This is a genomic window from Phenylobacterium sp. (assembly GCF_036495085.1).
Classification (GTDB): domain Bacteria; phylum Pseudomonadota; class Alphaproteobacteria; order Caulobacterales; family Caulobacteraceae; genus Phenylobacterium.
In genome coordinates, this window is record NZ_DASXNL010000065.1 from 11,788 (window position 1) to 29,753 (window position 17,966).

17 protein-coding genes are annotated in these 17,966 nt (G+C 67.5%); 11 read left to right on the top strand and 6 right to left on the bottom strand.

Features of this window, described 5'->3' with window-relative positions; translation table 11 throughout:
* The first annotated feature begins 26 nt into the window (after positions 1-26).
* The 7 genes from VGI62_RS07760 to VGI62_RS07790 all read left to right on the top strand — a co-directional run bounded on the left by VGI62_RS07760 (position 27) and on the right by VGI62_RS07790 (position 6,742).
* Positions 27-479 (top strand): hypothetical protein, encoded by a 453-nt coding sequence (locus VGI62_RS07760; protein WP_331503831.1) that lies wholly within the window; start codon positions 27-29, stop codon positions 477-479.
* Between the two features lie 253 nt (positions 480-732).
* The gene (locus VGI62_RS07765) at positions 733-1,350 is read left to right on the top strand and encodes a DUF4129 domain-containing protein (RefSeq protein WP_331503832.1); all 618 of its coding nucleotides are present in this window, start codon (positions 733-735) and stop codon (positions 1,348-1,350) included.
* Positions 1,347-2,591 carry a DUF4350 domain-containing protein gene (locus VGI62_RS07770; protein WP_331503833.1) on the top strand — a complete coding sequence of 415 codons (1,245 nt, stop codon included), beginning with the start codon at positions 1,347-1,349 and terminating at the stop codon, positions 2,589-2,591. The genes VGI62_RS07765 and VGI62_RS07770 overlap by 4 nt, the downstream gene beginning before the upstream one ends.
* The gene (locus VGI62_RS07775; protein ID WP_331503834.1) at positions 2,578-3,534 is read left to right on the top strand and encodes a MoxR family ATPase; all 957 of its coding nucleotides are present in this window, start codon (positions 2,578-2,580) and stop codon (positions 3,532-3,534) included. The genes VGI62_RS07770 and VGI62_RS07775 overlap by 14 nt, the downstream gene beginning before the upstream one ends.
* A 4-nt stretch (positions 3,535-3,538) precedes the next feature.
* Positions 3,539-4,852, top strand: coding sequence for a DUF58 domain-containing protein (locus VGI62_RS07780; RefSeq protein ID WP_331503835.1), 1,314 nt, complete (start codon positions 3,539-3,541; stop codon positions 4,850-4,852).
* Between the two features lie 4 nt (positions 4,853-4,856).
* Entirely contained in the window at positions 4,857-5,855 is a 999-nt protein-coding gene (locus tag VGI62_RS07785) for a stage II sporulation protein M (RefSeq protein ID WP_331503836.1), read from the top strand.
* On the top strand, positions 5,852-6,742 hold the full coding sequence (locus VGI62_RS07790; RefSeq protein ID WP_331503837.1) for an RDD family protein: 891 nt from the start codon (positions 5,852-5,854) through the stop codon (positions 6,740-6,742). The genes VGI62_RS07785 and VGI62_RS07790 overlap by 4 nt, the downstream gene beginning before the upstream one ends.
* A gap of 12 nt (positions 6,743-6,754) precedes the next feature.
* Here VGI62_RS07790 and VGI62_RS07795 read toward each other — a convergent pair whose 3' ends face one another.
* On the bottom strand, positions 6,755-7,519 hold the full coding sequence (locus VGI62_RS07795; protein ID WP_331503838.1) for a hypothetical protein: 765 nt from the start codon (positions 7,517-7,519) through the stop codon (positions 6,755-6,757).
* Between the two features lie 123 nt (positions 7,520-7,642).
* Positions 7,643-8,161, bottom strand: a complete 519-nt coding sequence (locus VGI62_RS07800) for a DUF1993 domain-containing protein (protein ID WP_331503839.1) — start codon at positions 8,159-8,161, stop codon at positions 7,643-7,645.
* A 98-nt stretch (positions 8,162-8,259) separates the two neighbouring features.
* Here VGI62_RS07800 and VGI62_RS07805 point away from each other — a divergent pair, with 98 nt between their 5' ends.
* Positions 8,260-9,210, top strand: coding sequence for an ornithine cyclodeaminase family protein (locus VGI62_RS07805; RefSeq protein ID WP_331503840.1), 951 nt, complete (start codon positions 8,260-8,262; stop codon positions 9,208-9,210).
* Here VGI62_RS07805 and VGI62_RS07810 read toward each other — a convergent pair.
* From VGI62_RS07810 to VGI62_RS07825, 4 genes are all read right to left on the bottom strand, one after another.
* Positions 9,207-10,346, bottom strand: a complete 1,140-nt coding sequence (locus tag VGI62_RS07810) for a dipeptidase (RefSeq protein WP_331503841.1) — start codon at positions 10,344-10,346, stop codon at positions 9,207-9,209. The genes VGI62_RS07805 and VGI62_RS07810 overlap by 4 nt on opposite strands.
* On the bottom strand, positions 10,343-11,671 hold the full coding sequence (locus VGI62_RS07815) for an aspartate aminotransferase family protein (protein ID WP_331503842.1): 1,329 nt from the start codon (positions 11,669-11,671) through the stop codon (positions 10,343-10,345). Before VGI62_RS07815 ends, VGI62_RS07810 begins: the two co-directional genes overlap by 4 nt.
* A 134-nt stretch (positions 11,672-11,805) precedes the next feature.
* Positions 11,806-12,594: a DUF4239 domain-containing protein gene (locus tag VGI62_RS07820; protein WP_331503843.1), complete on the bottom strand. Its 789-nt coding sequence runs from the start codon at positions 12,592-12,594 to the stop codon at positions 11,806-11,808.
* A gap of 48 nt (positions 12,595-12,642) precedes the next feature.
* Positions 12,643-13,161, bottom strand: a complete 519-nt coding sequence (locus tag VGI62_RS07825) for a PEPxxWA-CTERM sorting domain-containing protein (RefSeq protein WP_331503844.1) — start codon at positions 13,159-13,161, stop codon at positions 12,643-12,645.
* Between the two features lie 615 nt (positions 13,162-13,776).
* Between VGI62_RS07825 and VGI62_RS07830 the strand changes: the two genes are divergently transcribed.
* Genes VGI62_RS07830 through VGI62_RS07840 form a run of 3 tightly spaced genes read left to right on the top strand, consistent with a single transcriptional unit; the run spans position 13,777 to position 17,956 of the window.
* A complete protein-coding gene (locus VGI62_RS07830) occupies positions 13,777-15,432 on the top strand; it encodes an MFS transporter (RefSeq protein WP_331503845.1) in 1,656 nt (551 codons plus the stop codon).
* Entirely contained in the window at positions 15,429-16,571 is a 1,143-nt protein-coding gene (locus tag VGI62_RS07835) for an HlyD family secretion protein (protein ID WP_331503846.1), read from the top strand. The genes VGI62_RS07830 and VGI62_RS07835 overlap by 4 nt, the downstream gene beginning before the upstream one ends.
* Positions 16,568-17,956, top strand: a complete 1,389-nt coding sequence (locus VGI62_RS07840; RefSeq protein ID WP_331503847.1) for an efflux transporter outer membrane subunit — start codon at positions 16,568-16,570, stop codon at positions 17,954-17,956. The genes VGI62_RS07835 and VGI62_RS07840 overlap by 4 nt, the downstream gene beginning before the upstream one ends.
* Positions 17,957-17,966 lie beyond the last annotated feature (10 nt).

Here is a 17,966-nt window from a genome sequence, read left to right on the forward strand (position 1 = left end):
GGCGCAATCACATGGGGAGGATGACTATGCGTAGAGTACTCTTGGCCGCGAGCCTGACAGCTCTCGTCAGCCTTGCGGCTTGCGATTCCAAGACCGACGAGGCCGCCGCGCCGCCGCCACCGCCAAAGTCCATGGCCCGCTCTCAGCAGATGTATGCGGGCCAGGAGATGATCACCAAGATCGACTCAGCGACCATCAAGGTCGGCAAGCCAGGCGTCCTCGACGTTACGGTGCTCGGCAGTGTCGATGGTCCCGGCTACAAGAACGCGGCCCTCTTGCCACGGATCAATGCCGCCCCTCCGAAGGACGGGGTCTATGAGGTGGACGTCGTGGCCGACAAACCGGCGGTCGCCGGCGCCGGGGGCGCGACGCCGACGGAGATCAAGAAGGGTTGGTCGCCCTACCCGGCGGAGCATCTGAAGGGGGTGAAGTTTATTTCCAGAACAAACTCCGTGGTCGCGATGCTGCCGGCGAGTTGAGCTTGGGGCTCGGTCGCGTTTCGCCGCCGCCGTCTCTGGTCAAAGCGTGCGGAGGTTGAATGGCCTGATCGTCCGGATCGGGCCCGGAGCGAACTTCAAACTCGCAAAATGCGCGCGAAAACAAATACGTGCCGGCGTTGATATCGAGCTCCCGCGAGCCCGCCATCGATGCTCTTGCGAATTTCGTAAATCGCGACGCTAGGTTCGCGGCCGCCTGCGTATTTATCAGCGGCGAAGGGACGAGAGGGGCCAGGTGGCGGCGGACGCCTTCAACGCGTCGGAGCAGAGGTTGGCCGCAGCGCACGAGGCGCTGCTGCACACCCGCGGCCTGCAGCTTGATTTCAGCGCTGCTCCTCGTGCGCCGCCCCCACCGGGTTGGATCGCCGAGCTCTTTCGCGCACTGGGTGAGTTCGCGCCGATCTTCAGGTTCGTGTTCTGGGGCGGACTGGTCCTGGCGGCAGCACTCCTCGTCTGGTTCGTAGCACGCGAGGTCCTGGCGACGCGCTTCAGGCGGCGCGCCGAGGCGCCCGCGCCGGCGGGCTGGCGGCCGGAACCAGATCAGGCGCGCGCCCTGCTCGAGGAAGCCGACAGGTTGGCGACGGCCGGGCGCTTCGCCGAGGCGATCCACCTTCTGTTGTTCCGCAGTATCGATGACATCTGCGGGCGCCGGCCCGGCCTGGTGCGTCCGTCGCTCACCAGCCGCGACATCGCCGGCCTCGATCAGATGCCGCCGCCGGCTCGCGACGCTTTTGCCCGGATCGCCGAGCGCGTCGAGCGCAGCTTCTTCGGTGGCCGGCCGGCGGGCTCCGAAGACTTCGCCGCAGCCCGTGGCGACTACGAGTCCTTCGCCTTCTCGGAAGGTTGGTCGTGAGCACGGTTGACGCAACCCCGCCCGCGACCGCCTTCTCGCCGCGGACAATCCTGGCCCTGGTGATCGTGGGTTTGGTGTCGTTCTCCGGCCTGGTCGTGCTGGCTGCCTACGCGCCCGAATTGCGCGGCGCCAGCGACCCCGGCGCACACGCGCTCTCCTCGTCCGCCGTCGGCTTCAGGGGCGCCGTTATCATGCTGCAGACCGAGGCCGCGCCGGTCGTCATAAGCCGGGCCGCTCCGCGCCTGGCGAAGGAGAACGAGAGCCTCATCGTGCTGACGCCCCGGGTCGAAACCTCTGCAAAGGACCTGGCGCCCTTCTGGCGGCAAGGCTCGGTTTTGATCGTCCTGCCGAAATGGCTGACCGAGCCCAAGCCGCTGCGTCCGACCTTCGTCAATAAGGCCGGGATCGTCGAGAACAGCGACCACGCCAGCGCCTTGCTCGCGCCCTATGCGCCGCGCACGGAGATCCAGCATCGCACCGGCGTCACCCGCACCGCGCTTTATGGCGCTCCGGACGGCCATATGGCCGGAACCTTCCTGCGGCCCGCGGCTATCGACGGCCTGCAGACCTTGTCGGGTGACGGCTGGACGCCTTTGCTGGTCGACGATCGGGGCGCCGCGGTGCTGGCGCGTTCAAGAAGCCACCCCGCCGTCATGGTGCTTGCGGAGCCCGACCTCCTTAACAACCAGGGCCTTGCCAGTTTGGAGACCGCACGCGCCGGGCTCGGCATCCTGAACGCGCTTCGCGGCGAAAACGGGCTGCGCTTCGATGTGACCCTGAACGGGTTCAGTCGCGGGCGCGGCATCGGCCGGCTGATGCTGGAGCCGCCGTGGGCGGCGGCCACTCTTTGCGGCGTGGCCGCGGCCCTGTTGATGGGCTTGCACGGCCTGGCGCGGTTTGGTCCGACCCTTGTGCGCGGCCGGGCGTTTGCGTTTGGCAAGCGCGCGCTGGTCGACAACTCCGCCGGGCTCGTGCGGATGGCGCGGCGAGAGGCCGAGCTGGCGCCGGCCTATGCGACCCTGACCAAGGCCCTTGTCGGCAAAATCGCCGGCGGCGGCGATCGCACCGCAGCTGGCCGCGACAACGATCGCTGGCTCGCTGAGCTGGCGCGCCGCCGCGGCGCCGCGGCGCCCGACACCCTTATGGCGCAAGCCGAACGCGCCAAGACACCCGACGATCTGCTGGCGGTCGGGAGGCGTCTCTACCACTGGCGACTGGAGATCACGCGTGAACGTCGATGAAGTCAGCGCGCTCGCCGCGCGAGTGCGGCAGGAGATCGGCAAGGCGATCATCGGTCAGACCGAGACCGTCGATCTCCTGCTGACCGCCCTCTTCGCGAGGGGACATGTCCTGCTGGAAGGCGCGCCGGGTACGGCCAAGACATTTCTCGCCCAGTGCTTGGCCCGCACGCTGACGCTCGACTTCGGGCGCATCCAGTTCACGCCCGACCTTATGCCCGCCGACATCATCGGGGCGAACCTGTTCAACTTCCAGACTTCGAGCTTCAGTTTGAACCCGGGGCCGGTGTTCTGCGAGCTGTTGCTGGCCGATGAGATCAACCGCACGCCTCCAAAGACCCAGGCCGCGCTGCTGGAGGCCATGCAGGAACGTCAGGTGACCATCGACGGCAAGCCCCATCGCCTGAGCGAGCGCTTCATGGTGGTGGCGACGCAGAATCCCCTGGAGCAGCAGGGCACCTATCCGTTGCCGGAAGCGCAGCTCGACCGGTTTCTGTTCAAGCAGACCCTGGGCTACCCGACCCGAGACGAAGAACGCCTGATCGTCGCGACCTATGGCGTCCTGAGCGGCCAGACCTCGCCGGCCGACATGGCGGTGGCGCAGGTCATCGACGCCCCGACCCTTGCGCAAGCCAACGCTGCGGTCGCCGCTGTGAAGCTCGGCGAGGAGGTGGTGACCTACGTTCTCGATCTGGTCCGCTCAACGCGCGAGACCGCCGAGCTGCAGAGCGGGGCCAGCCCCAGAAGCGCCGCGCAACTGGCGCTGGCGGCTCGGGCCCGCGCCGCCCTCGACGGCCGAGACTACGTCATTCCGGACGATGTGAAGGCGCTGGCGCTCCCTGTATTGCGCCACCGTGTGATCCTGTCGCCGGCCGCCGAGATCGAAGGCCGGCGGACAGATGAGGTCATCGCCGCCCTGGTCGACCAGGCCACGGCGCCGCGCTGAGCGCATGCGTCTCTATCCCACCCGAAGAGCGATCGGCCTGGCCGCCTTCGGCGCGCCGGTTGCGCTGGCGGTGGCGCTGGCCACGCCGCAGCTTTGGGGGGCGGCGGCGGCCTGGATCCTGATGACAGCGGGACTGATGCTGGCCGATGCGCTGCTTGCGGCTCGACCTTCCGGGCTTGGCCTGAAGCTCGTGACGCCGCAAGTCGTAGGTCTCAGCAGGCCCGGCGAAGCCTCGGTGGAAGCTTCGTTCAAGGGCGTTGCGCCGCGTGAGATCGAGGTGGCCGTCGGCGTCAACGCCCGACTTGCGGCGATTCCCATCCGACAGGCCTTGAAGCTCAACGCCGGTTGGGGACGGGCAGATGTCGCGCTCGTTGCGCAACGACGCGGCGAAGGGCGCCTGGAAAAGGTCTGGGCGCGCTGGCGCGGCCCCCTGGGCCTGGTGTGGCTGCAGCGCACCGAGGCGCCCGATCGCATCGTCGCCATCACCCCCGACGTGGAGCGAGTGAAGGAGCAGGCGCTGCGCCTGTTCTCGCGCGACGCGCTCTTCGGACTGAAAGCGCAGATGGAAACGGGTGAAGGTGGCGACTTCCACGCTCTGCGGGACTTCCAGACCGGCATGGACCCGCGCGCCATCGACTGGAAGCAGAGCGGGCGTCACGCGAAGCTGGTGGCTCGCGAGTTCCGGACCGAGCGGAATCACCACGTCATCCTGGCGATCGACACCGGCCGACTGATGAGCGCCCCCACTGCCGTCGGTCCGCGAGTCGACCAGTCGATCAACGCCGCCCTGCTGTTGGCCTTCGCGGCCCTGAAGATCGGCGACCGGGTCGGCCTCTTCGCCTTCGACGCCAAACCGGGCGTCGCGAGCGGCGTGGTGGCCGGCGCCCCGGCCTTCCCGCTGATCCAGCGCCTCGCCGCCGGCATCGAGTATTCCACCGAGGAGACGAATTTCACCCTGGGCCTGACCACGCTGGCAGGCCGACTCGATCGTCGGGCGCTTGTCGTCATCTTCACCGACTTCGCTGATCCGACCAGCGCCGAGCTGATGATCGAAAACGTCGGCCGGCTGATGCGCACCCATCTGGTGCTGTTCGTGGCGTTCCGTGACGAGGAGCTGGAGGCTTTGGTCGATGCTGAGCCGGCGGAGCCGGATGACGTCTCCCGCGCCGTGATCGCCGCGGGGCTGCTTCGCCAGCGCGAGATTGTTATCGGCCGGCTGCAACGGCTCGGCGCTCGCCTCGTCGAGGCGCGCGGCGATGACCTCGGCATGTCGCTGCTCAACGCCTATCTCGACGCCAAGCGTCGCGAACTGATCTAGCGCCATGGCCGAACTGCAGCTCAAGAGCCACCGCTTCCGCGCTGAGCGTGAGGCGGACTGGCGTCGCCTGGAGGCCCTGCTGTCGCGCGTCGAACGGGGTGGGCCGCGCCGGCTGACCCGCGATGAGCTGGTGGAGATGCCTGTGCTTTATCGCCAGGCGCTGTCGTCGCTCTCGGTGGCTCGCGCGATCTCGCTCGACCAGCATCTGGTCGCCTATCTGGAGAGCCTCTGCACGCGGGCCTACTTCTTCGTCTACGGCACCCGCTCGCGGCCACTCGAGCGCCTCGCGGGATTCTTCTCTCACGAATGGCCCGGCGCGGTGCAAGGGCTCTGGCGCGAGACCCTGGTCTCCGGCCTTTTGATGATCACCGGTGCGATCACGGCGTTTCTCCTGGTGAGCCGGGACCCGGACTGGTTCGAGGGCTTCATCCCGCAAGCCCTCGCTTCGGGTCGCGACCCGACGGCGACCACCGCCTTCCTGCGCGAGACGCTCTACAAGACGGCAGATGCCCACGAGGCGCTCAGCACGCTGGCCACGTTCCTGTTCACCCACAACGCGCAGATCGCGATCTTCGCCTTTGCGCTTGGGTTTGCGCTGTGCCTGCCGACGGCGGCGTTGATGGTCTTCAACGGGACCATGCTGGGCGCCTTCCTCGCCTTGTTCGCCAGTCGAGGCCTCGCCTTCCAGGCGACCGGCTGGTTGCTGATCCACGGCGTCACGGAGCTGTTCGCGGTGACCCTCGCCGGCGCTGCGGGTTTCTCCATCGGCTGGGCCGTGGCTTTCCCCGGCGAGCGCAGCCGGGTTGACGCGGCGGCCGACGCCGGCCGCAGGGGCGCCACCGTGATGGGCGGGGTCATCGTCATGCTGTTCGTGGCGGGCCTCCTGGAAGGATTCGCCCGTCAGTTGATCCGCGATGACATCGTCCGCCTCGCAATCGCCGGAGCAAGCGCGGTCGCATGGGGCCTTTATCTCTACCTGCCGCGTCGCGGGAGGCCGGCATGACGGCCGGCCCGACGACTTCGGCTCGTCTCCCCGACGATGGCTGGCGCGAGTTCGTCACGCCCGAAGGTATCGACCTGCATCTTAAGGTCGCCACCTACGGCGAGCGCTGCGCCGCCTTCGTCATCGACGGTTTCATCGTGCTGGGCGTGCTGATCGCCATGACCCTTCTGGTCCTGCTCGCCGCCTGGCGCATCGCCGGTGTGGCCGGCGACTTCAGCGGAGACGCCGCGACGGTGATCTGGCTGCTGGGGTTCTTCTTGCTGCGCAATTTCTATTTCATCGCCTTTGAGATGCGCCCTGGCGCAGCGACGCCCGGCAAGCGAGCGCTGGGCCTGCGGGTTGTCGCTCGTGACGGCGGACGGCTGACCGCCAACGCTGTCTTCGCGCGCAACGCCATGCGCGAGCTGGAGGTCTTCCTGCCAGCCAGCTTCCTGTTCGCCAGTGGGATGGGGGTTGACGCGGGCCTGATCGCCCTGGGGGCCGTCTGGAGCTCGGTCTTCGTGCTCTTCCCGCTTTTCAACCACGACCGCCTGCGCCTGGGCGACCTGGCGGCGGGCACTATGGTGGTCAAGGCGCCGCGCCGGGTTCTGCGCCCGGACCTTGTGCAGGCCGCGCCCGCGCCTGGGCGCGGTCTGATCTTCACCGAGGCGGAGCTCGATGCCTACGGCGTGAAGGAACTGCACGTTCTGGAGAACGTGCTGCGCAAGGCCGATCGGCGTGTCGTCGCCGAGGTCGCCGCCCGGATCCGGGTGAAGATCGGCTGGAACGCGCCGCTGGAGTTTTCCGACAGCGCTTTCCTCAGCGCCTACTACTCGGGCCTAAGGGCCCGTCTCGAAAGCCGTCTCCTGTTCGGCCACCGCCGTGTCGACAAGTTCGACCGGCCCTGACCCGACCCGCGGTCAATCGAAGATCGCCGCCAGGCTGTCGGCTCCGACCCCGTCGCGCACCCGACGAAGCTCGACGTACAGCGCCGCAGTGGCGGTCGCACCGATCAGCGCCGTGGCGACGCGAAGCAGCGGGCTGAAGATGATCGCCTGTGCGAACGTCAAACCTCCGCCTGTGGCCAGGCTTGCGGCGCCGCTGAAGACGCCCAGCACGACTTCCATGATGACGGTCGCGATGAGATAGATCACAAACAGAGCAAAGACGCGCCAGCGATTGCCACGGGTGAGTTCAGCGCTGCGGCTGAAGGCTCCGATGATGCCTGTCTGCTCGACGACGTAAGCCGGGACGGCGACGCACCAGGCCACCGCCACCATGATCCCGGGTATTACAAGGAGTACGAGCCCGAAGGCCACCGCGAAGCCGAACACGATCCCGATGCCGAGCAGCGGCAGGAAGCTTCGCAGGCCGACACTCAGGCAATCGGCGATGCTGGCCCGCCGACCATTGAGGTCGGTCACCGTGCCATAGATCACGGTCCCCTCCAGGATCAGGCCGGCCAGACCCGCGACCACGCCGCCGAGGATGGACTCCCAGGAGACCAGCTCTCCGGGGCTCACGAAGTTCAGCTCCACAATCCCGACGAGCACCGCAGGGACGCCAGTCAGGATCACCGCCAGCACCAGGAAGGTCGCGAAGTAGCGTCCTAAGACCTGGAACGTCTCTTGGATGACCCGCCCGATATCGAGCTGGCCGGTCGCCTCGCCCATCGCTGTCGTCATTGGGGTGCCCGCGTCGCTCCCGTCCCGGGGGCCACGCTAGACCCCGAAATCGACGCTTGCCAAGCGAGAAGCCGACCAGGTCTCTCTCCTCACTGATACGAGGAGAGAGATGGGCGCGAAATCCTAGGCGGGTGCGTTGGCGCCGGCGAGGAAGTCCATTTTGCCGAGCGGGACACCAAGTCCGCGAAGAATCCCATAGGCGGTGGTGACGTGGAACAGGAAGTTCGGCAGCGAGAAGGTCAGCAGGAAGGTCTGACCGGTGAACTCCATTGTGCGACCCGGGAAGGTCAGGACCACGGCGCGTCCCTCCTGGCCGTCGACCTGGTCGCGCTTGATCGTCTCGACGAAGGCGATGGTTTTGGCGAGTCGGTCTTTCAGCTCCGGCCAGGTCGTCTCGGTGTCGGGCATCGACGGCGGCTCCACACCGGCCAGGCGAGCGGCGCCGCTCTTGGCTGCGTCGCTGGCGAACTGGATCTGACGGGTGAAGTTCGCCATGCCGTGCCCGAGGCTGGCTTCCATGATGGTCGCAAGCGGCACGTGCTCCTCAGCCGCCCAGGTTTCCGCCTTGTTCAAGAAGTGGCCGAGGTTGCGCAGCATCTGCAGATAGACGGTGATCGAGGCGTCGTAGAGCGAAAGCGACAAAACGGTTTCTCCAGTGGCGAAGGTTGTGGGGCTCAGATAGTGCGGCTACGGCCCCGCGGCCACCTCAGCTGCGCTGGGTTTCACGAAAGGCGAAGGAAATGCGTTTCATCGACGCTGCGGAGGTCCGCTCCAATCTGACCTATGAGGTCGCAATTCCGGCCGTGCGCTCGGCGATGATCGCGCTTTCGGCTGGCGAGACGCGCCAGCTCCTGCGCTCGATCCTGCACTTCGAGGACGGCCGGATGTTCGGGGTGATGCCGGGCGCCATGGGCGAGGCGGCGGCTTTCGGCGCCAAGGTGCTGAGTGTGTTTCCGAAGAACTTCGAGGTCGGGCGCCCGTCGCACCAGGGTGTGGTCATGCTGTTCGACCCGGTGACCGGGGAACTAGCCTGCATCGCTGACGCGCGCTCGATCACCGCTGTGCGCACCGCCGCCGCCAGCGCGGTCGCCACGGACGCCTTGGCGCGTCGGGACGCGCGGCGCCTGGGATTGCTGGGCTACGGCGAACAAGCCGAGACCCATCTGCGCGCGATCGGCAAGGTCCGCGCTCTGGAGAGCGTGACGGTCTGGGGCCGCTCGCCGGAGCGGGCGCTCGCCTTTGCGTCGCGTATGACCGAGACCTACGGCCTGCCGACCCGGGTCGCGCCGACCGCGGAGGCCGCGGTCGCCGAGGCCGACATCGTCTGCACCGTGACAGCTGCCGCCGAGCCGGTACTTCGGGGCGCCTGGCTGGCGCCGGGGACCCACGTCAACCTCGTAGGATCGAGTTTCGCGGGGCCGAGCGAGGCGGACGATGATCTCGTCGTCCGCTCACGCTTCATCGCCGACTATCGCCAAGGCGTGCTGGCTCAGGGCGCGGAGTTCCTGCGCGCCAAGGCCGCGGGTCTGGTCGGCGACGATCACGTGGTCGCCGAGATCGGCGAGGTGCTCTCGGGCAAGATCGTCGGCCGCCAGTCGGATGACCAGATCACCGCCTACAAATCCCTGGGCCACATCGTGCAGGACCTGGCGAGCGTCCAGGCGCTCCTGGCCATGCCGATACGTGACTAAGGCCGAGCGGCCGCCATCACCCTCAGGAAATTTCCGCCCATAACCTTAGCGACCTCGTCCTCGGCCATGCCGTGCGCCAGCAGCGACGCGGGGATCAACGGCCAGTCGGCGTAATCGCTGAACACCGGCATGTAGTTGGCGTCCATGTCGGTTCCGATCGCGACGTGATCGATCCCGACGACCTCCACCAGGCGCAAGATCGAGGCGATCCAATCGGCAACCGTCTTCTGGCCGATCCCGGATGGCACGGACCCGACGATACCGCCATGGCTCGTGACCAACCTTGCGTGCTCGGCGCTGACCAGCCGCGGGTGGTCGACATCGGGACGCTTGAGGTTGGTGTGTGAGATCATCATCGGCCGGGTTGAGACCTCGACCGCATCTCGGGTGACCCCCATAGAGGCGTGCGCCAGGTCGACGAGGACGCCCGCCCGGTTCATCTCCCTGACGATTTTCCGGCCCAGGGGGGTAAGGCCCGGGAAGCGCGGCGTTTCGGTCTGGGGATCGCCGATCTGGTTGGGGTGGTAGTGGACGATGGTGATCGAACGGACACCGTCGGCATAGGCCGTGTGCACGCGCTCCAGTCGGTCCTCGATGAAGTCGCCACCCTCTACGGCGAACACGCAAGCCGTGTGACCGGTGGCCAATGCGCCTGCGATGTCGCGGCCATTGCGCCCGGGCGCGGCGTCCCCGCGCGCGACCAGGGCCTGGAGCGTCCCGATCTGGCGCTGGTAGTCGGCCCAGGCCTCGCCCGGTTCGAAATCGCGCGCCGCGACGAGGCCCTTGGTCGGCGACTGCTCGAGGAGGACCGCGTCGGAGACGCAGTTGAAGAGGGCCGCGGTGACGTGACCCTTCGCCATGGCGGCTAGCGCCTTGGCCTCGAAAGGCGCACCCATCGCTCGCGTCGTAGCGTTCTGCCGGGTGAGGTCGCGCAGGAAAAATCGGCCCGGATGGGCATGGACGTCGATCGATGGATGTCGGCGCAAGAAGGCCTCGCCGGCCTGTCTCTGCGCTTCTGTCAGTTTCAGGTCGTTGTCGCCTCCTCGAGGGTCGAAGATCTGCTGAGCCGCGCTCGGCCAGGCGCCGGCCGCGAGAGACGCGCCGAGCGCGGTGAGCGCGCCGCGACGGGAGATCAAGCCAGGACCTCGAGCACCGAACGCAGGGTCGCTGTGAGTTGCTCTATTTCCTCGGCCGAAATGATCAGCGGTGGCGACAGAGCGATGGTGTCACCGGTGATGCGCACCAGGGCGCCGGCTTTCAGTGTCTGAACCAGCACCTCGTAACCCCTGGCGCCCGGGGCGTCGGGTCGCGGTGCAAGCTCTATCGCCGCCATCAGGCCCAGGTTGCGGATGTCGACGACATGCGGGCAATCGCGCAAGCCGTGCACGGCGGACGCCCAAGCCGTCGCAAGCTCGGCGACGCGGGTCAGCAAACCCTCGCGGCGATAGATGTCGAGGGTCGCCAAGCCCGCCGCACAGGCCGCCGGATGACCGGAATAGGTGTAGCCATGGAAGAACTCGATGGCGTTTTGCGGTCCCTGCATCAGGGCGTCGTGGACCCCGCGGCTGGCGAACACGGCCCCCATCGGGAATGCGCCGTTGGTCACGCCCTTGGCTGTGGTCATCAGATCGGGCGTTACGCCGAAATGCTGGGCCGCGAAGGGCGCGCCCAGCCGGCCGAAGCCCGTGATCACCTCGTCGAAGATCAGCAGCACACCGTGCCGGGTGCAAAGCTCGCGCAGGCGTTCGAGGTAGCCCACAGGGGGCGGCAGCACGCCGGCCGAACCGGCGACCGGTTCGACGATCACAGCCGCGATTGTCTCGGCGCCGTGCAACGCGATCAGCCTCTCCAGGTCGTCGGCCCGCTCCGCGCCGTGCTTCGGCTGGCCGCGAGTGAAGGCGTTCTTCGCAATATCTTGAGTGTGGCCCAGGTGCTCAGCGCCGGGCAGCGTCAGGAACGCGCGGCGATTGTTGACGAGACCGCCCACCGAGATGCCGCCGAAGCCAACGCCGTGATAGCCCTTCTCGCGTCCGATCAGTCGGGTGCGCTGACCCTCGCCGCGGCTCCGATGATAGGCCAGCGCCATCTTCAGCGCCGTGTCGACAGCCTCCGATCCGGAGTTGGCGAAGAAGATCCGGTCGAGGCCGGGCGGGGCGAGCGCGGCGAGTGCGGTGGCGAAATCGAAGGCCCGCGGGTGGCCCATTTGGAAGGAGGGCGCATAGTCAAGCGTGAGGAGCTGCCGGCTGACCGCCGCTGCGATCTCTTCGCGCCCATGGCCGGCGTTGACGCACCAGAGGCCTGCGCAGCCATCCAGGATCTCCCGGCCGTCCTCGCTGCGGTAGTACATGCCCTTGGCGGCCACCAGCAGGCGCGGGTCGGCCTTGAACTGCCGATTGGCGGTGAACGGCATCCAGTAGGCGTCGAGGTCCGGGCGGTTCCTGCGGTCTTGGATATCGTTCATCGGCTGGCTGCACCTGGTTGGCCGCCTACGAAATCAGGTTCGCGCCTTAGCCGCCAGGACCTATCGGCGCGCCAGGCGCACCACCCCCGAGCCGTTGGCGTTACGCCGTCTTCGAGGCGGTCGCGCTACCCTGGCTAACGCGCCTTCATCAGGCTGTTGTAGACCAGTTCGTAGGATTCCGAACCGACGAGGACGTCGCCTCGGAAGGGCTTGTTCATGTCCGCGATCAGGAAGATCACGATACCCAGGAACATCGACAGCACCGCCGTCAGGATGCCGTGGACGTGAATCTCCATATCCAGCATCCAGATGATCCCGATGGTGAACGCCGCCCCGATCCCCAGGACCCACCAGAGTAGGTCCGGGATTCCGCTATCTACCTTGGCAAGCCGGTTACTTCGCAGTTCCACGAGCTTCTCATACTGGCCAAAAGCCTCGGCATAGGCGATTTCGTCAGGCTTCACAGTGGGATGTACCGCCGTGAGATCCGTCAGATATTTGTTGACCCGATCGGTGCCGCCCGTCGGCACGATATTTCGGGCCTGGGACGGCCAGTCCTTCTCGATCGTTTCCTTGGCGTAGTCGCGAAGGTCGGCCATCAGTACGGCGCGGTGGGGCTCGGGCATGGCGCTGGTGTCGCTATAGAGCGCAGCCAGCGTGGATGCTTCGCGCTCGACGATGTCCTCGGCTGAAGCGTAGTTGGCATAGACGCCCACAGCCACGAGCCCCAGCAGGATCCCGTAGAACACCGAGAAGCTCGCGATGTTCAGGGAGACCATTTCATTGGTCTTGTCGTTCCCGTGAATCCATCTGTGGAATAGCGGTCGGACAAGGAACATGCCGCCGAGGCTGATCGCCGTCGCGCCAAGCGCAAAGATCAGACCCACCACCCAGGTGGGGTAGTCAAACATCCAGGAAAACATACTGCGAGCCCCCCTCAAATTCCCGTCGATCTTACCCTGACGCGCCGACTACCGGACGTGCCCGCAATCCATCAGCCCGACGCTGCGGCGGCGCCGGCGAAGCGCTAAGGCGACGGCGCCGAACCCCAGAACCATCATCGCCCAGCTGGATGGCTCCGGCGCGGCCAGGGTCAATGCCGCGGGGGCCAAAAAGGCGCCCAATGGCTGGAGATCCGACTTTGGCGGCGGCGTGAGCGGAGGCTGTTGCAACGGCAAGTCGACGAGGCCCTTCCCGAAGGTGGCGACTTCGAAACCCGTGGGCGCACGCTCCGGCGGATCGAACGCGGGCGGCAGCACCGGCGCCGGTCCCGGAAGGAAGACAAGTCTTGGCTTCAGCTTGTGAACCGGGGGCTTTTCGGTATCGGGCGCCGGCGGCGCCGCAGTCTCCTGGACATCGACGAAGTCCAGGCCAACCAGGCGTTGGCCGTGATTGACCGCCCCGCGGAATGCGTGGTGCAGTCTGCCCATCGCGCCGAGCGTCTGACTGCTGACGACCGCGACGACGCACGCCACGGTTATCACGGCCATTATCGCGTTCAGTCGCATTGGACTCCGCCCGCCCCGCCAATTCTCCCTGGCGACCGCCAAGGGAAAGGACCCAAGGGAACTAGGTTAATGAAAGGTTAAATAGAACGTAAGTCTTTTCGGCCCGATCACGACAGTTTTGCCTGAACAGCGGCGTAACCCTTCTGCTCGTTCGGCTGTCTGCACCTGCCAGCGTCCAAATGCAGTGTGTCCTGCTTCGGGCTCCAGACACACATCGGTGTCCCGTCCCCTTTGGGTCAGCCTTGAGCATGGTTGCACATATTTCGGGCGCGTGGGCCGTCGGCCCGAGACATTGCTCGCCTGCACGATTGGGGGCCACCCCGGATTGCGCACCTCTACACCTGGGGTCCGCGCCTGAGCGAACCCTGACAGTCGGATACGCGGGCGCGTCGCCGGAACGGCGCCGACATCCGAGGGGCGCCTCATAGGCGGATGAAGGCCTGCAACTCCGGTAAATCCCGGATGGTCCCGGTCGGCGGACAGGCGATGCTAGTCCTGCGAGGAGGCCGGCATGCGCCAGTCCGCCACCGGTTTCGGGACCGAAAGAAAAATCTCTGCTGACGCCGAACGCCTTCCGTTCGCCAAGTCGGACGTCAGATGAGGCGTCTTCGCAAGTTCCTGAGCGAGGAGACGTGGGAGTTTGCGCCGCACGAGCGCTCCTCCATGCCGGGATCGCCCGCGACCCCCGAACACCCGCTCCGCCGCCGCGCGGCCTATGGCGTCATCGGGGTGTTGGTGGGCCTGACCGGAGGGCTGGGCAATGCCCTGGTCTCGGTCAATCTCCCGACGCTGCAGGGCGCTTTGGGGCTCGATCCCGTGCAAGGCGCCTGGCTCCCGACGGCCTATGTGATGACCAGCACCACGATCAACCTGCTGCTCATCAAGTTCCGCCAGCAGTACGGCCTGCGGCCCTTCGCGATGATATTCGTCGCGCTCTACGCCTTACTGACGGCAGCGCATCTGCTCGCGCGCGGCATAGGCTCGGCGATTGCGGTTCGAGCGGCGAGCGGCCTTGCCGGCGCTGCGCTGTCGACGTTGTGCTCTTATTACCTGATGCAGGCGCTGCCGGCGAAATGGCGGCTCAAGGGACTGGTCCTCGGGATCGGCGTTGGGCAGTGCGCCGTGCCGCTGGCGCGCCTGTTCTCGCCGGACTTGCTGGCCCTCTCCCAATGGCGAGCCCTCTACTTCTTCGAGCTGGGACTGGGTTTGCTCTCCCTGGCGGCCGTGAGCTGGCTGCGGCTCCCCCCGAGCCAGCGGCAGCCGGCGTTCGCGCCGCTCGACTTCGTTACGTTCGCCCTCCTCGGAACGGCGGTGGCGCTTGTTGTCGGGGTGCTCGGCGTTGGTCGCTACGTCTGGTGGACCCAGGCGGCTTGGGTCGGTTGGGCCCTGATCGCCGCAATCCCGCTGACGGCCCTGGCCGTCCTTATCGAACATCACCGGGCAAACCCCCTGCTGAACACCCGATGGCTGGGGAGCGCCGACATTCTGCGGTTTGTCGTCGTGACCACCATGGCCCGGATCGTTCTCTCCGAGCAGTCCTTCGCCGCAATCGGTCTGCTCAACACGCTTGGCCAGACCAACGACGAGCTCCAGACCCTGTTCGTGATCATATCCCTGGCCTCGCTCGCAGGCGTCGTGGCGAGCGCGATCACCCTCGACGTCGACCGACTCGGCCAGCCCATAATGTTGGCCATCGGTCTCGTGGCGGTGGCCGCCTACGCGGACTCGCTGTCGACCAACCTCACCCGAGCGCCGCAGATGTACCTTACGCAGGCGGCGATCGCCTTTTCGGGGACCTTCTTTCTTGGCCCGGCGCTGCTCTTCGGCATGACCCGCGCCCTGCCCCAGGGCGCCGGTCATGTGATCACGTTCATGGCGCTCTTCGGGATCGTGAACGGCATCGGCGGCCTCGCAGGAGCCGCCGCCCTTGGGACCTTCCAGATCGAGCGCGAGAAGGCGCATAGCGCGGCCATCGTCCAGACGCTCGAGGCCACCGACCCGATGGTCATACAGCGGATGGCGGTGGGCGGCGGGGCCGTCGGCCGGGTCCTTGCCGACCCGAGCCTACGAAGCGCGGAGGGAGCCGCTCTGCTCTCCCAGAACGCCACCCGTGAGGCCAACGTGCTCGCCTACAACGACGTCTTCCGGCTGATCTCCCTCCTGGCCGCCTTGACCACGGCCTACCTCGGCTTCCTGCTGGTCCGGCAGCAATTGAGGATCCGGCGCGCCGCAAGGATCGGGCAGACCGCATGACCGAGCCTCGCGCCCAATCGGCTCCTCAGGAGCCCGTCACCGAGGCTCGCGCCGCGCAGAGCGAACCGCCGGCCGGAACAGGCTGGCGACCGCCGCCGCTCAGCTTGCCGGTGACGGTGGTCGTGGTGCTTCTCGCGGTTGGCGGCCTGTTGGCGGTGGCCAAGGCCTGGGGACTTCCGCCCTTCAGCAGCAACATCCAGACCACCGACAACGCTTATGTCCGCGGCACCACCACCGTGATCAGCCCGCAGGTGAGCGGCTATGTCACCGCTGTACTCGTGCGCGACTTCGACAACGTGAAAGCCGGCCAGGTGCTCGTGCAGGTCGACGATCGCATCTACCGGCAGCGGGTCGAACAGGCGAAGGCGCAGCTCGAGGCTCAGGCGGCCACGCTGTCCAACAGCGCCCAGTCCGCGCGGGCGCGCGCCGCCGGCGTTCAGGCGCAGGCCGCTGCTATCGCGAACGCCAGGGCGCAACTGGTTCGGGCGCAGGCGGACATGCGACGGGTGGAGGACCTCGTGTCGGACGGTTCGGTCTCGCAGCGCGAGCGCGACCAGACCTTTGCCGCACTGGGCCAGGCCGAGGCCGCCGTTCGCCAAGCCGAGGCGGCCCGCGATATCGCCCAGCAGGACGTGCGGACCGTCGCCGTCGGCCGCGGCGTGCTTGAGGCCGGCGTGGAAGGCGCCCAGGCCAGCCTTCGCCTCGCCGAAATCGATCTGTCGAACACTGCAGTCCGCGCGCCGGGAGCCGGTCGGCTGAGCGAGATCGGCGTGCGGCAGGGGCAATATGTGACAGCCGGCACGCAATTGATGTTCCTGGTGCCGGCGCAGGTCTGGGTGATCGCCAATTTCAGGGAGGCGCAAACCGCCCGGATGGCGCCGGGCCAGCCCGCCAGTTTCACGGTCGATGCCCTGGCCAACGTACGGTTCACCGGCCGGGTTGAGCAGATGTCCCCGGCCGCGGGCTCGGAGTTCGCTGTGCTTAAACCGGACAATGCGACCGGCAACTTCACGAAGGTGCCGCAGCGGATCGCCGTCCGGATAACGATAGGGCCGAACCAGCCCTTGGCGGCTCGGCTGAGGCCCGGAATGTCGGTGCAGGCGCGTGTCGACACCCGAGGCGGTCCGCGGCCCAGATGAGACGCGCCTCGATCGCCGCAGTCTTTGCAGTCCTGGCGGTCAGCTGTGCGGGTCCCCGTCCGGCGACGCCGCCAGCGGCTTCAATCACCGCGCCGCCTGCCTGGCGCACCGATCTTGGCCCGGGGCAGGCCGTGGACCCCGCCTGGTGGAGCGCTTTTGGCGACCCGGTGCTGACCCGCCTTGTCGCAATGGCCCTGGCCGCCAATCCCGACATCGCCCTTGGCGCCGAGCGTGTCGCGGAAGCGCGCGCGCAGGAGCGGTTGGCCCGTGCGCAGCTTCGGCTGGATCTTGAGGCCGGGGCCGGCGTCTTCCGCGAGCGAACGGTCGATGCGTTTGGCCATCCGTTCTCCGATACGGCCGCAACGCCCTTGATGCAGGCGTCCTGGGACCTCGATCTTTTCCATCGACTGAGTGAGGCCGATGCGGCGGCTCGTGCGCAGATTCTATCCGCGCAGGGGGCTCGGGACGCCATGGCGCTCGCCATCGCAAGCAGCACCGCCAGCGGCTACATAACCCTGCGCGCCCTGGATGCCAGGCTGGCGACCGCCCGCGCAACGCTGGTCGCGCGGACCGAAGGCCTGCGCATCGCCAGGCGGCGCGCCGAGACCGGCTACACTTCCAACCTCGAACTGCGCCAGGCCGAGGCGGAGTATCAGGCGACGGCGCAGCTGGTCCCGCAGGCGCAGTTGGCCGTCAGCCGCCAGGAGGACGCACTGAGCGCACTGGTCGGCGCGCCGCCCGGGGCCATCCCGCGAGGCTTGTCGCTCGAAGAGCTTGCCGCGCCGCCGGTGCCCGACGGCTTGCCCAGTGATCTGCTCCGCCGCCGGCCCGACCTCTATGAGGCGGAGCAGGCCCTGGTGGCGGCCGACCACAGTCTCGACAGCGCACGGGCAGCCTTCATGCCGCAGTTGCAGCTCACGGGCTCCGCCGGCCTCGCGCTCTCCACCGCTCTGGCCAGTCCGGTGACGATCTGGACCATCGGCGGAAGCATACTCGCCCCGATCTTCAACGGCGGTCGGCTGGCGGCCCAGGCCGATATCGCCGCCTCACGTCGGGATCAGGCCGCCTTCGTCTATCGGCGCGCGGCGCTGGCGGCCTTCCGCGATGTGGAAGACAGCCTGGCCGGCGTGCAGCGCTCGGGCGAACAGGCCACCGCGCTCATCGGGCAACGTGACGCCCTGGCCGGCGCCCTCAGCAACGCCACGAAACGCTATCGCGCCGGCTACTCGTCCTACCTCGATCAGCTCGACGCGCAACGCGGCCTGTTGACGGCTGAGCTGGCCCTGATCCAGGCGCGCGCAGACCGGCTGACCGCCTATTCCACCCTTTATCAGTCGATGGGCGGCGGCTGGACGACCCCGGCTGCGGCCGCCACATCGCGCTAATTCCGACCCT

Bases quoted from the DNA above. Each gene is read 5' to 3' on its own strand.
- VGI62_RS07760 (WP_331503831.1), top strand. From the start codon at position 27: ATGCGTAGAGTACTCTTGGCCGCGAGCCTGACAGCTCTCGTCAGCCTT.
- VGI62_RS07780 (WP_331503835.1), top strand. From the start codon at position 3,539: ATGCGTCTCTATCCCACCCGAAGAGCGATCGGCCTGGCCGCCTTCGGC.
- VGI62_RS07785 (WP_331503836.1), top strand. From the start codon at position 4,857: ATGGCCGAACTGCAGCTCAAGAGCCACCGCTTCCGCGCTGAGCGTGAG.
- VGI62_RS07790 (WP_331503837.1), top strand. From the start codon at position 5,852: ATGACGGCCGGCCCGACGACTTCGGCTCGTCTCCCCGACGATGGCTGG.
- VGI62_RS07795 (WP_331503838.1), bottom strand. From the start codon at position 7,519: ATGACGACAGCGATGGGCGAGGCGACCGGCCAGCTCGATATCGGGCGG.
- VGI62_RS07805 (WP_331503840.1), top strand. From the start codon at position 8,260: ATGCGTTTCATCGACGCTGCGGAGGTCCGCTCCAATCTGACCTATGAG.
- VGI62_RS07815 (WP_331503842.1), bottom strand. From the start codon at position 11,671: ATGAACGATATCCAAGACCGCAGGAACCGCCCGGACCTCGACGCCTAC.
- VGI62_RS07820 (WP_331503843.1), bottom strand. From the start codon at position 12,594: ATGTTTTCCTGGATGTTTGACTACCCCACCTGGGTGGTGGGTCTGATC.
- VGI62_RS07825 (WP_331503844.1), bottom strand. From the start codon at position 13,161: ATGGCCGTGATAACCGTGGCGTGCGTCGTCGCGGTCGTCAGCAGTCAG.
- VGI62_RS07830 (WP_331503845.1), top strand. From the start codon at position 13,777: ATGAGGCGTCTTCGCAAGTTCCTGAGCGAGGAGACGTGGGAGTTTGCG.
- VGI62_RS07835 (WP_331503846.1), top strand. From the start codon at position 15,429: ATGACCGAGCCTCGCGCCCAATCGGCTCCTCAGGAGCCCGTCACCGAG.
- VGI62_RS07840 (WP_331503847.1), top strand. From the start codon at position 16,568: ATGAGACGCGCCTCGATCGCCGCAGTCTTTGCAGTCCTGGCGGTCAGC.